This is a genomic window from Rheinheimera sp., from assembly GCF_030690345.1.
In the GTDB taxonomy this organism is placed as follows: domain Bacteria; phylum Pseudomonadota; class Gammaproteobacteria; order Enterobacterales; family Alteromonadaceae; genus Alishewanella.
Genome location: NZ_JAUYGV010000008.1, coordinates 175449 through 187936, shown reverse-complemented (window position 1 = coordinate 187936; position 12488 = coordinate 175449). Strand labels below are relative to the sequence as shown.

The window sequence follows — 12488 nt, the reverse complement described above, 5'->3', positions numbered from 1 at the left end:
GATGAGACTTATGCAAAAACAAGCCACCATAAACGATGTCGCCCGTATTGCCGGCGTGTCTAAACGCACGGTATCGCGGGTTATTAACGGTTCGCTCAGTGTTGGTGATACTACCCGCACCCGGGTAGAAAAGGTGATCAGCGAGTTAAAGTATTCACCTAATACCCAGGCCCGTGGTCTGGCGTCCAGCCGCTCCTATTTGCTTGGCCTTATTTACGATAACCCCGATGCGCTCTATCTGGATGACGTGCAGCGCGGTGTGCTGGAAGTGTGCTCTAACCTCGGTTACGAGCTGGTAGTACATCCGTGCCGTTACCGCAGTGAAACCCTGGTGCAGGATTGCTTACGCTTTATGCAGCGCTCGAAGTTAGATGGCGTTATTGTACTGCCGCCGGTGTCAGAGTCTGAAACCCTGGCGCAGGCATTAAAAGACTCCGGCAGCCCTTATGTGCGGTTAAGCTCAGTGGCGCTGGACGAAGCCAAACATATCGTAGTGTCGGACGATCGTGCCGCCGCCGCCGAGATGGCACGTTATTTTGCCCAGCTTGGCCATGAACATATTGCATTTATCAGCGGCCCACAGCGCTATAAATCCTCCACCGAACGGATGGAAGGCTTTCAGCTGGGGCTGTCTGCCTATGGCATTAAATTGCGCACGGACTGGATTATCGAGGGTAACAACACCTTTGAGACCGGTATTGAATGTGCGCGCCAGCTGCTGCAGGCAGAGGAGAAACCGACCGCCATTTTTGCCAATAATGACCAAATGGCCGCCGGGGTATTAAAAGTGGCGCACAGCCTCGGTATTAAGGTACCGGAGCAACTCTCGGTCGCCGGCTTTGATGACAATATGCTGGCATCCCGGGTAATACCGGCGCTGACCACCATTAAAAGGCCGGTACGGCAAATGGCGTTATTGGCCACCAGTAAAATGATTATGTCGATAGAAAACAACGACAAAGCCGCATCGAATGTTGCGGCAAAAGTAGCGCCTACTTTAGTGGTGCGTGAGTCGACTGCCCGCGTAGCCGGTAGCAGCGACTAAGCCGCTTTACCAGCCGTTTAAACAAAACAAACTTTTCTGCCACCGTTGGCAAAAAGTTTGCCGATTTACTTGCCACCGGTGGCAAATTGGTTATTATAGTAACAATTGCTAACGGAAGCCGACTGAGCAGCAGTGCTTAGCATCACCAGAGGTAACCCATGACAGACAGACAAAAGCGACAACATTTAAAAACCTTAGGCCTGGCAGGAATGGGCTTATCTTTATGGTCATTAAATGGCTGCTCAGCTGTGTCTGTTGTACCGGGCTCTGCCAGCGATGCCGCCGATGATGTGTTATGGCAACAGGCCGATGCCATTATCGCCGCCATAGCGCCAACACGGTTTGCCAAACGTGACTTTGTTATTACTGAGTTTGGCGCCAAAGCCACAGCAGATTTTGACAGCAGCATGGCCATTAACGCGGCTATTGCCGCTTGTGCCGCTGCCGGTGGTGGCCGCGTGGTCGTGCCGGCAGGGCGCTTTAACACCGGGCCGGTGCAGTTAAAATCTAACGTTAACCTGCACCTGCAAAAAGATGCGCTGTTATCGTTTTACCCGGAGCCGCAGCGTTATTTACCGGCGGTACACACCCGCTGGGAAGGCGTAGAGCTGATGGGCTACTCGCCACTGATTTATGCCTTTGAACAGGAAAACATCGCTGTCACCGGCGAAGGTATTCTGGAAGGTAACGGCAGCAACACGCACTGGTGGCCGTGGAAGGGCAAATGGAAACATACGCCGTGGCCGCTGGACGCGACAACTGATCAAAGCAATACCCGCACACCGTTGTTTGAGATGGCTGAAGCCGGGGTACCGGTTAGCGAGCGTGTGTTTGCGCAAAATTATTTACGGCCGCCGTTTATTCAGCCGTATCGCTGCAAACGGGTATTAATTGAAGGCATTACCATTCGTAACTCGCCGTTTTGGCTGATTAACCCCGTGCTGTCGGAAGATGTGATAGTGCGCGGTGTAAATTGCGTGAGCCACGGGCCGAATTCAGATGGCTGTAACCCGGAGTCGAGCAACCGGGTATTAATAGAGAACTGTTTATTTGATACCGGCGATGATTGTATTGCACTGAAATCCGGCCGTAATAACGACGGTCGCCGACTGGCAACGCCGGTGCAAAATGTGGTGATCCAGGATTGTATGATGCGCGCCGGCCACGGTGGTGTGGTTATTGGTAGCGAAATATCCGCTGGCGCACGCAATATTTTCGCCCGCCGCTGCCGGATGAGTAGCCCGGATTTAGAGCGCGGCATTCGCATTAAAACCAACTCGGTACGCGGCGGCTTAATTGAAAATATCTATATCCGCGATATTGATATCGGCGAAGTAAAAGACGCTATCGTGATTAACTTCTTCTACGAAGAAGGCGACGCCGGTACGCACTTGCCGCAGGTGAAGAATTTGCATATCAGTAATTTACGCGTGCAAAAAGCGCAGCGGGCGTTTTTATTGCGCGGCTTTGAGCGGGCGCCGATAAGTGGTGTCAGTTTGCACCATGTGCAGTTTAACCAGACCGCCAGCCTGGGCGTGCTGGAGAATGTGGCGCAGATTGATGCGGTCGATCTAACCTTAAATGGTGAGGCTTTAACGCTATGACTATTTTTTTAAACCCAGTTTGCCACCGCTAGACAAGGTGCAGGAAGGTTGAACATGAGCACAGAGCTAAAACCCGGTTGTAGTACCAAACTGAATACACCGACAGATATCGGCGGGCAATTACAGGTGTTGCAGGTACACCCGCGTGACAACGTGGTGGTGGCATTGCAACCGCTGGCGCAGGGCGTGGCGCTGCCGGAGCCGTTTGCGCAGTTAACTGCACAGCAGGCCGTACCGGCCGGGCATAAAGTGGCACTGGCTAATATTGCCAAAGGCGAGCCGGTGATTAAATACGGCTTTGCCATCGGCGCGGCTACTACGGATATTAAAGCCGGTGAGCATATTCACTCGCATAATCTTGCCACGCTGTTAAGCGGCCAGGTCGATTACCGTTATAGCGGCTGTCAGGCGCAGCCGTTGGCGTTTCCGGCCGGTTTACCAACCGAATTTATGGGTTACCGCCGTGCTAACGGCAAAGTGGGAACGCGCAATGAGCTGTGGATCATCAACACCGTAGGCTGCGTTAACCGCGCCGCGATGCGGGTGGCCGAACAGGCACGCAAGCTGTACGGCGATGATATCGACGGTATTTATGCCTTTACCCATCCGTTTGGTTGCTCGCAGCTGGGCGATGATTTAGACCACACCCGGCGTTTACTGGCCGGGCTGATTCAACACCCCAATGCCGGTGCGGTATTGGTAATGGGCCTGGGCTGCGAGAACAATCAGCTAAGCAAGTTATTAGCTGCCAGCCCGGGCGTTGATCTAAGCCGCATCCGCTCGTTCAATGCCCAACAGGTGGAAGACGAGATAGAGCAAGGCCTGGCGGCAGTGGACGAATTAGTGGCGCAGATGCGCAGTGATAAACGCACGCCGTGCCCGGTATCCGATTTAGTGATGGGCATGAAATGCGGTGGCTCTGATGGCTTAAGCGGCTTAACCGCTAACCCGTTGGTTGGCCGCATTGCCGATTTAGTCGCTGCCGGTAACGGCAAAGTAGTACTGACCGAAACGCCGGAAATGTTTGGCGCCGAGCAGGTATTTATGGCCCGCGCGCAAAACGAGCAAGTGTTTGGCGATATCGTTAGCCTGGTAAATGACTTTAAGCAGTACTTTATCGACAACAAACAGCCGGTGTATGAAAACCCCAGCCCGGGCAATAAAGACGGCGGCTTAACCACACTGGAAGAAAAATCGCTCGGTGCCATTCAAAAAGGCGGCTCGGCGGTGGTAAACCAGGTGATCCGTTACGGCGATATGGCCAGCCAAAGTGGTTTAACCCTGCTCGAAGGGCCGGGCAACGATGCGGTGTCATCCACCGCCTTAACCGCTGCCGGTGCGACCTTATTGCTGTTTACCACCGGGCGTGGCACACCACTGGGCTTTCCGGCACCGACAGTAAAAATTTCGTCGAATTCCGCTTTGGCCGCACGCAAGCCGCAGTGGATTGACTATGACGCCGGCGGCCTGCTGAAAAAAGGTCAGGACGCTGAGCAGTTCAGCCATGACTTTTTCCGTTATCTGATTGATGTCGCCTCAGGCAAAGCAACACGCAACGAGCAGACAGATAACCGCGAAATTGCCATCTGGAAAAATGGCGTCACGCTGTAAAAATAAACGTATTGAATTTAAACACTTTTTATAACAGGACTTGAATATGGCACAGAGTCGTCGCTTAGAACTGCACCCGGACCGGTTATTCCCGTCAGATCCTGTGGTGCGCGATATCGCCCGGCGTTTATATCAGCAAATTAAAGACTTGCCGATTGTCAGTCCGCACGGCCATACCGATCCACGCTGGTTTGCTGAAGACGCCAACTGGGACAATGCCACCGCCTTATTGCTGCTGCCGGATCACTATGTGTTTCGCATGTTATACAGCCAGGGCATTAAGCTCGAAGAGTTAGGCATACGCCGTAAAGACGGTGCCGTGGTGGAAAGCGATTACCGCAAAATCTTCCATATTTTTGCCAAACTCTATTACCTGTTTCGCGGCACACCATCACGCATTTGGCTCGACACGGTATTCCACGACGTATTCGGTTTAACCGAGACCCTGTGTGAAGATACCGCCGATCATTATTACGACAGCATTAACGCCCAACTGGCTAAACCCGAGTTTAAACCGCGAGCGTTGTTACAGCGTTTTAATATCGAGCTGATTGCCACCACCGAAGGCGCGCTAAACGATTTAAAACACCATGCAAAGCTCAAAGGCAGCGGCTTTGAAAGCCGCGTTATCACCACCTTCCGCCCCGACGATGTGGTAGATGCCGACCGCGCCGATTTTGCCGCTAACGTGGCTAAATTAGGCGAAATTACCGGCGAAGATACGAAAAGCTGGCAGGGTTATCTGGCAGCACTGCGCAAGCGCCGTAAGGTGTTTCGTGAGCACGGTGCTACCGCGACCGATCACGGCCACCCTACTGCCATTACGGCAGATTTGGCCATGAAAGATGCCGCGGCATTATTCCAACGCTGCTTAAGCGGTAAAGCCACCGCAGCAGAAACCGAGCTGTTCCGCGGCCAGATGCTGACTGAAATGGCCGGCATGAGCCTGGAAGATGGCATGACGATGCAAATTCACCCCGGTGCACACCGTAACCACAACCAGGTGATTTTTGAGCGTTTTGGTGCCGACAAAGGCGCCGATATCCCAAGCCCGACCGAATACGTGCAGGCGCTTAAGCCGTTGCTGCAGAAATACGGCAACGAAGCCAGTTTAAACATCATTCTGTTTACGCTGGACGAGACCACTTATGCTCGTGAACTGGCGCCACTGGCAGGCCATTACCCGGCGTTAAAACTTGGCCCGGCCTGGTGGTTCCATGACAGCCCGGAAGGCATGCTGCGCTTTCGCCATCAGGTAACCGAAACCGCCGGTTTTTACAACACTGTGGGGTTTAACGACGATACACGGGCGTTTTTATCTATACCGGCACGGCACGACGTAGCAAGGCGCATAGACTGCCGCTTCCTGGCAGGCTTGGTGGCCGAGCATCGCTTAAGCGAAGAAGAAGCCGGCGAGTTAGCCTACGAGCTGACTTACGGCCTGGTAAAGAAAGCGTATCAGTTGAAGTAACAATAAACAGAACGTTATAGCGGGGCAGATTGTTACTAAGCAGAGCGTCTCCAGCAGGGATGCTGGAGAGGAGTCTACAAGGATGTATTCACGACGTCTCTGCGTGTAACAAACTGCCCAAGCCTACACTGCAGAAAAGCGCAGCGGGCAGATAGCTAAACAAAGCGTCTGCCGCATGGATGCGGCAGAGGAGTCTACAGGGACGTATTTACGGCGTCTTTGTGTGCTGTCTGACCGCGAAGCCTAAATCAAATGGCAAAAAACTGATGACACAACTAAACAATCAGACTCTGGCAAGCCTAAACGGCAAACTGCCAATACCGGCTTACCGGCTGGCAGAGCAAAAGCCGCAAATCGGCATAGTGCACCTAGGCCCCGGTGCCTTTTTCCGCGGCCATCAGGCGTGGTATACCGAACAAGCGCTGCAATTTGGCGGCGACTGGGCCATCAGTGCGGTATCAATGCGCTCACCCGATGTCAGCCAGGCTTTATCACCGCAAGATGGCTTGTATACCCTGGCCGTGCTGGATGCCGTGCAAAGCTATCAGGTTATCGGCTCGGTGCAGGAAGTGCTGATCGCCAGCGAACAGTACAGCCAGGTATTAGCGCGCTTAACTGCCGCCAGCACCAGATACGTTACCCTGACCATTACCGAAAAAGGCTACTGCTTAAATGGCAGCGGTAAACTGGACTTAAACCACAGCCAAATTCAGCAGGATTTAACCGGCAGCGGCCAACCGATCACAGCCATTGGCTTATTGTTTACCGCACTGGCGGCCCGCTACCAGGCCAATATCGCGCCGTTTTGCGTGATCAGCTGTGACAACCTTACCGACAATGGCCATAAGCTGCGTAACGCGCTTATTGCCTTTGCTGAGCAAAAAGACCCCACTATCGCCAACTGGCTAAGCCAGCAGCTGATCAGCCCCTGCACTATGGTCGACAGCATTACCCCTGCCACCGATGATGCCATTAAAGCCCAGGTAGCCGGGGTGTTGGGCGTACAGGATAACTGGCCAATTAAACGCGAAGCCTTTGTGCAGTGGGTGATTGAAGATATTTTACCGGCTGACAGACCCGCCTGGCAGCAAGCCGGGGTAATTTATGCCCAGGATGTCAGCGCCTTTGAAAAAGCCAAGCTGCGTTTACTCAACGCACCGCACTCTACGCTGGCTTATGTTGGCTGTCTGCTTGGATATGAAACCGTATTCGATGCGATGCAGGATGAAGTGCTGACGCAGTTTATTCAGCAGATGATAAGCGACGAGATTATGCCGTCGTTCAAAGCCCCGGCGGAGTTGGATGTTAAGCAGTACAGTAACGATATATTAGCGCGGTTTCGTAACCCGGCTATCCGCCATTTGCTGGCGCAAATTGCCTGGGACGGCTCGCAAAAGCTACCGATGCGCATTCTGCCTGCCATCAGCGACAACTTAGCCGCCGGTAAACCGATAGACAAACTGGCGTTTGCCATCGCCGCCTGGTGCCTTTTTATTGTTAAGCGTTATAACGACAACGAAAAACTGGTTGACCCGCTGGCAGAGCAACTGCTGGCCGTAGCGGCGCAGTGCAGCGGCAATGCCGACACTGACGTAGCGCTGTTTTTAGCGGTAGATGCGGTGTTCCCGCCACAGCTCAGTTTAAACAACACCTTTTTTAGTACAGTGCATGCTGCTTATCAGCAATTAGTTACCCGACCAGCCGCTGCGCTGGCCGCTTTTGCAGGAGTTATTTAATGTCGTCGTTACCTCAGTTATTGTCGTCACTGCTTTCTTCTGTGATCAGGGGGCCGGCATTATTACCGATAATTCAGGCCGACACGCCGCATCAAGCTGTCGCCATAGCCAAAGCGCTGGCCGATGGCGGCGTAGGGTCGGTTGAAGTGGTGCTGCGCACCCGCCAGGCGCTAGCGGCGATTACTGCTATTCGCACTGCCTTGCCAAATTTATTGGTCGGCGCCGGCACTATATTGTCGGCAGCCGATGCCAACGCTTGTAAAGATGCCGGCGCGCAGTTTTTGGTCAGCCCGGCCAGTACACCAAAGTTGCTTGAAGCGATGATCGATACCGGCTTGCCATTGGCACCCGGTGTAGCGACACCGTCGGAAATTGCCATGGCGTATGAATATGGTTTGCGCGAAGTTAAGTTTTTCCCGGCGCACTTATCCGGCGGCATTGAGATGCTAAAAGCCCTGAGCGGCGTATTCCAACAGGTGAAGTTTTGCCCCACCGGCGGTATTGGTCAGCATAATCTGGCCGAGTTTTTAGCGCTGAAAAATGTGTTTGTAGTGGGCGGCTCCTGGTTAACCCCGGCTAATCTGGTAAAAGCACAGCAGTGGAGCCAAATAACCGCCCTGGCCGCTGAAGCGACCGCTATTGCCAAACAGATTAAAACCGCAGCTTAAGGAGCACGGCATGAGCAAACGTATTGTCATTATGGGCGAGTGCATGGTCGAGCTGTATCAGCTGGTCGACAATGTTTATCACCAGAATTTTGCCGGTGATGTGTTTAATACTGCGGTGTATTTAAAACGCACCTGTGAGAACCCGGTCGACGTACAGTTTTTTACGGCAGTGGGTACCGATCTTATCAGCGACAAGTTGGTACGGGCGGTAGAGCGGGAAAAAATAGACACCAGCCTGATGCTGCGTACCAAAACTGCACGGCCGGGCCTGTATATGATAAATACCGATGCTTTTGGCGAGCGCAGTTTTGTCTACTGGCGCGACAGCTCGGCAGCAAAGCAGGTATTGCAGTGTTTTAACGCCCAGCTCAATTACAACGCCATTAAAGGCTGCGATATGTTTTATTTCTCCGGCATTACGCTGGCGATTTTATCTGATGCCGACAGAGCGCAATTGTTTGAGCTGGTAAGCCGGTTAAAAGCCGATGGCAGCCAGATTGTGTTTGATCCGAATTATCGCCCGGCGCTGTGGCCTAATGCTGAAGCGGCCAAAGCGGCCTTTATTCAGGCTTACAGTTTAGCCGATGTGGCGCTGCCGGGGCTGGACGATCATCGGGTGCTGTTTGAGGCGCAAACCACCAAGGATGTGGTTGAGCAGTTAACAGAGCTGGGTGTGGCGGAGATTATTGTTAAAGATGGCAAGAACGGCATTAACGGCCGTTATCAGCAGCAGGGTTTTACGGCGTTGGCGCATCCGGTGAAGAAGGTGGTAGACACCACTGCAGCCGGCGATTCGTTTAACGGCGGTTATCTGGCTGCGCGGTTAGGTGGTATAGCACCGCAGCATGCAGTGAAGTTTGCCGCCCGTTTAGCGGGCTTTGTCGTTGAGCACACCGGCGCTATTGTCGGTAAGGATCACTTTAACGGCTTTTGGGCACAGAACCGGCCTTCAGTGTTTGTGAAGTAATAACAAGATCCGGTTTAAACCGGACATACATCGCACTTGCAACCAAGTCAATTTTGTTAGAAGGAGCAAGGCATGAGTTTAGCAACAGTTTTTCCGCAAGCCGCTGATATACCGGCAGAGTTTGCCCATACAGCAGAAATAACCCAGCGCGACTATTTGTTAAATGGCGAGTTGGTGCAGTGGCAGGGCGAATTAAGCCCGGTCGTGAGCCCCGTATATTTACGGGAAGGCATTAACTTACAGCAAGTAGTGCTGGGCCATACGCCGTTACTGGACGCCGACACGGCATTAAAAGCCCTCGACAGTGCGGTAAAAGCCTACGACTTAGGCCGCGGCGCCTGGCCGACGATGGCGGTGCTGGAGCGTATTCAGCATGTGGAGAAATTCCTCGGGTTAATGCAACTGCAGCGCGCTGAAGTTATCCGCCTGCTAATGTGGGAAATAGGCAAAACCTACCCTGATGCGGCGAAAGAATTCGACCGCACCTGTGACTATATCCGCGATACCATCGAAGCGTTAAAGCAGCAAGACAGAGACGCCAGCCACTTTATTATTGAGCAGGGCAGTTTAGGCAAAATCCGCCGCGTGCCGGTGGGCGTTGCGCTGTGTATGGGGCCGTTTAATTATCCGCTGAACGAAACTTTTACCACGCTGATCCCGGCGCTGATCATGGGTAACACGGTGATTTTTAAACCGGCAAAATACGGCGTATTGCTTATTCAGCCGCTATTGCAGGCGTTTTTACAAAGCTTCCCGCCCGGGGTAATTAACATTATCTACGGCCGTGGCCGTGAAACCGTTGGCGTGCTGATGGAAAGCGGCAAAATTGATTTATTCGCTTTTATCGGTACCAACAAAGGCGCCAGTGACTTAAAACGTATGCACCCCAAGCCACACCGGCTGCGCGCTGTGCTGGGGCTGGATGCCAAGAACCCGGCGATTATTTTGCCCGACGCCGATATGGAGCGCACAGTGAAGGAATGCGTGGCCGGTAGTTTGTCGTTTAACGGCCAGCGCTGTACCGCGCTGAAAATTCTGTTTGTGCAGCAAAGCCGTGCCGCCGAGCTGGTAGATAAACTCTCGCATGCTATCGGTGAGCTGAAAGCCGGTATGCCGTGGCAGCAAGGCGTGGCGATAACCCCACTGCCGGAGCCCGGCAAAACGCAGTTTTTAACAGAGCTACTTAAAGACGCGCTAAGCAAAGGCGCTAAGTTGCAAAACCCCGGTGGCGGCGCAACCACAGCTTCATTGTTTACCCCTGCATTGCTGTATCCGGTAAACAACAGTATGCGGTTATATAACGAAGAACAGTTCGGCCCGCTGGTGCCGGTAGTGCCTTATAACGATATTAATGAAGTGATTGATTATGTAGTTAATTCTAACTTTGGCCAGCAGCTGAGTATCTTCGGTCAGGACGCGCAGCAAGTCGGTGAACTGGTAGATATTTTTGCCAATCAGGTGGGGCGGATTAATATCAACAGCCAGTGCCAACGCGGGCCGGATAGCTTTCCGTTTAACGGCCGTAAAGACTCTGCCGAAGGCACCTTGTCGGTGGTGGACGCGCTGCGGCAGTTTTCTACGCCAACCTTAGTGGCCGCGAAATATCAGCAGGCGGATATCGATTTTGTTAAACAGATGGTAAAGGCGCGCAGCTCGCACTTTTTATCAACGGACTTTTTGTTTTGATACCGCGCTGGTTATATTGCAGGGCGCTGCTGATGGTGTTGCCGTTGCTGGCTGGTACTGTGGCGGCACAATCAGATAAACACTGCACTAACTTTGGTCTGGATACGCCGGGCGGTGCAGGCGGTGTGGTGTTAAAGGTAACTAACCTGAACCGCAACGGGCCCGGCTCTCTGGCCGCCGCGTTGGCGCACAGCGGGCCGCGCATCGTGGTGTTTGAAGTGGCTGGGGTGATAGATCTTCAGCGCACTAATCTGGAAATAAATCAGCCATACCTGACCATCGCCGGTGAAACAGCCCCTAACCCCGGCATTACGCTGATTAAAGGCGGCCTGCGGATTATCAGCCATGATGTGATAGTGCGGCATTTACATATCCGCCCGGGCGATGCCGGTTTGGCTAAACGTGCCGGCTGGGACACCGACGGCATAGCGGTAACCGGCAGCAATGCCTGCAATGTGTTGGTCGAGCATAACTCGATAAGCTGGGCCACCGACGAGCTGGTGTCGGCGTCCGGCCCGCGCGATAAAGGCGCGGCTGCTACCTCGAAGCACATCAGCTTCCGGCACAATATTCTGGCCGAAGCACTGGATTATGCCAGCCATATCAAAGGCAAACATAGTAAAGGTGCGCTGGTACATGACAATGTGCAGCAGGTGGCCTTTATCGGCAATTTATTTGTCAGCAATGACAGACGCAACCCGTACTTCAAAGCGTTCAGTTCCGGCGTGGTCGCCAATAACCTGATTATTAACGCCGGTAACGCAGCGGTGCAGTTAGGTTTTATCGAGCGCGAATGGCAGAGCTCAGGCATCAGCCCACAAAACCCGCAGGTGGCTGTAGTGGGTAATGTGTTGCGTTATGGCACGGACTCTTATTCCGATTTAGCGCTGATATCAGACCGTGGTGATGCCTTCATGGCAGATAATCAAACCTTTAACCTGCGCCAACAAGCGATGTACGACACTCAGGGCGTAATTAACCGCCTTGATACGCCACCGCTGTGGCCAGCCGGTTACAGCGCCTTACCGGCCAGCGAAACTGAAGCTATGGTGCTGACACAGGCCGGTGCCCGCTATTGGCAGCGCGACAGCATTGATCAACGCATTGTGCAGCAGGTGCAAACCGGCAACAGCCGCATTATCGACAGCCAGCAGCAGGTGGGAGGTTATCCGCAGATAGAACCGGTGTACCGCGCGCTGGACGTGCCAACAGACAATATCAAGGCCTGGCTGGACAGCTTTATTCCGGCCGGTAACAAACAACAGGAACCCTGAGTTATGCGTATCGAACACGTCGCTTTTAATGTCGCCCAACCGCAGCAGATGGCCAGCTGGTACAGGCAGCATTTAGGCTTTAGCTTAAAACGGGCATTAAATGATGCGGCGCAAACGCATTTTCTTGCCGACGACAGCGGCGTCATGATGATAGAAATTTACTGCAACCCGGCCGATCAGGTACCCGATTACGCCGCTATGGACCCGCTGATATTGCACCTGGCGCTGGTATCAACCGATCCGGTCGCCGACAGCGCCCGGCTAATCGCCGCCGGTGCCAGCCATGTTACCGATGTACACCTGAATGACGGCTCGCACCTGGCCATGTTGCGCGATCCCTGGGGCTTAGCACTGCAACTGTGCCGGCGCGGTGGCGGCAGGTAAAACCCGCTTTATACCTGTTGCATGCTAATTCGTGTGAATAAA

General features: G+C 53.4%; 10 protein-coding genes. All 10 read left to right on the top strand.

All coding sequences use genetic code 11. The features are described from left to right. The first annotated feature begins 10 nt into the window (after positions 1–10). The 10 genes from Q8O77_RS15825 to Q8O77_RS15780 all read left to right on the top strand — a co-directional run bounded on the left by Q8O77_RS15825 (position 11) and on the right by Q8O77_RS15780 (position 12446). On the top strand, positions 11–1045 hold the full coding sequence (locus tag Q8O77_RS15825; RefSeq protein WP_305555352.1) for a LacI family DNA-binding transcriptional regulator: 1035 nt from the start codon (positions 11–13) through the stop codon (positions 1043–1045). Between the two features lie 158 nt (positions 1046–1203). Next, the gene (locus Q8O77_RS15820) at positions 1204–2649 is read left to right on the top strand and encodes a glycoside hydrolase family 28 protein (RefSeq protein WP_305555349.1); all 1446 of its coding nucleotides are present in this window, start codon (positions 1204–1206) and stop codon (positions 2647–2649) included. A gap of 54 nt (positions 2650–2703) precedes the next feature. Then, positions 2704–4260 (top strand): UxaA family hydrolase, encoded by a 1557-nt coding sequence (locus Q8O77_RS15815; protein ID WP_305555346.1) that lies wholly within the window; start codon positions 2704–2706, stop codon positions 4258–4260. A gap of 46 nt (positions 4261–4306) precedes the next feature. Continuing rightward, positions 4307–5731 carry a glucuronate isomerase gene (gene uxaC / locus Q8O77_RS15810; RefSeq protein ID WP_305555343.1) on the top strand — a complete coding sequence of 475 codons (1425 nt, stop codon included), beginning with the start codon at positions 4307–4309 and terminating at the stop codon, positions 5729–5731. Positions 5732–5997: 266 nt separating this feature from the next. Then, positions 5998–7467: a mannitol dehydrogenase family protein gene (locus Q8O77_RS15805; RefSeq protein WP_305555339.1), complete on the top strand. Its 1470-nt coding sequence runs from the start codon at positions 5998–6000 to the stop codon at positions 7465–7467. After that, a complete protein-coding gene (eda, locus tag Q8O77_RS15800; protein ID WP_305555336.1) occupies positions 7467–8135 on the top strand; it encodes a bifunctional 4-hydroxy-2-oxoglutarate aldolase/2-dehydro-3-deoxy-phosphogluconate aldolase in 669 nt (222 codons plus the stop codon). Before Q8O77_RS15805 ends, eda begins: the two co-directional genes overlap by 1 nt. Before the next feature lie 10 nt (positions 8136–8145). Further along, positions 8146–9102 (top strand): sugar kinase, encoded by a 957-nt coding sequence (locus tag Q8O77_RS15795; protein ID WP_305555333.1) that lies wholly within the window; start codon positions 8146–8148, stop codon positions 9100–9102. Positions 9103–9174: 72 nt separating this feature from the next. Then, the gene (locus Q8O77_RS15790) at positions 9175–10788 is read left to right on the top strand and encodes an NADP-dependent glyceraldehyde-3-phosphate dehydrogenase (protein WP_305555329.1); all 1614 of its coding nucleotides are present in this window, start codon (positions 9175–9177) and stop codon (positions 10786–10788) included. A gap of 32 nt (positions 10789–10820) precedes the next feature. After that, complete coding sequence (locus Q8O77_RS15785) at positions 10821–12062, top strand: polysaccharide lyase family 1 protein (protein ID WP_305555326.1); 1242 nt, start codon at positions 10821–10823, stop codon at positions 12060–12062. Positions 12063–12065: 3 nt separating this feature from the next. Beyond that, the gene (locus Q8O77_RS15780; RefSeq protein ID WP_305555323.1) at positions 12066–12446 is read left to right on the top strand and encodes a VOC family protein; all 381 of its coding nucleotides are present in this window, start codon (positions 12066–12068) and stop codon (positions 12444–12446) included. The last annotated feature ends 42 nt before the right edge of the window (positions 12447–12488 follow it).

Coding starts and splice junctions, on each gene's coding strand:
- Q8O77_RS15825 (WP_305555352.1), top strand. CDS start 11: ATGCAAAAACAAGCCACCATAAACGATGTCGCCCGTATTGCCGGCGTG.
- Q8O77_RS15820 (WP_305555349.1), top strand. CDS start 1,204: ATGACAGACAGACAAAAGCGACAACATTTAAAAACCTTAGGCCTGGCA.
- Q8O77_RS15815 (WP_305555346.1), top strand. CDS start 2,704: ATGAGCACAGAGCTAAAACCCGGTTGTAGTACCAAACTGAATACACCG.
- uxaC (WP_305555343.1), top strand. CDS start 4,307: ATGGCACAGAGTCGTCGCTTAGAACTGCACCCGGACCGGTTATTCCCG.
- Q8O77_RS15805 (WP_305555339.1), top strand. CDS start 5,998: ATGACACAACTAAACAATCAGACTCTGGCAAGCCTAAACGGCAAACTG.
- eda (WP_305555336.1), top strand. CDS start 7,467: ATGTCGTCGTTACCTCAGTTATTGTCGTCACTGCTTTCTTCTGTGATC.
- Q8O77_RS15795 (WP_305555333.1), top strand. CDS start 8,146: ATGAGCAAACGTATTGTCATTATGGGCGAGTGCATGGTCGAGCTGTAT.
- Q8O77_RS15790 (WP_305555329.1), top strand. CDS start 9,175: ATGAGTTTAGCAACAGTTTTTCCGCAAGCCGCTGATATACCGGCAGAG.
- Q8O77_RS15785 (WP_305555326.1), top strand. CDS start 10,821: ATGGTGTTGCCGTTGCTGGCTGGTACTGTGGCGGCACAATCAGATAAA.
- Q8O77_RS15780 (WP_305555323.1), top strand. CDS start 12,066: ATGCGTATCGAACACGTCGCTTTTAATGTCGCCCAACCGCAGCAGATG.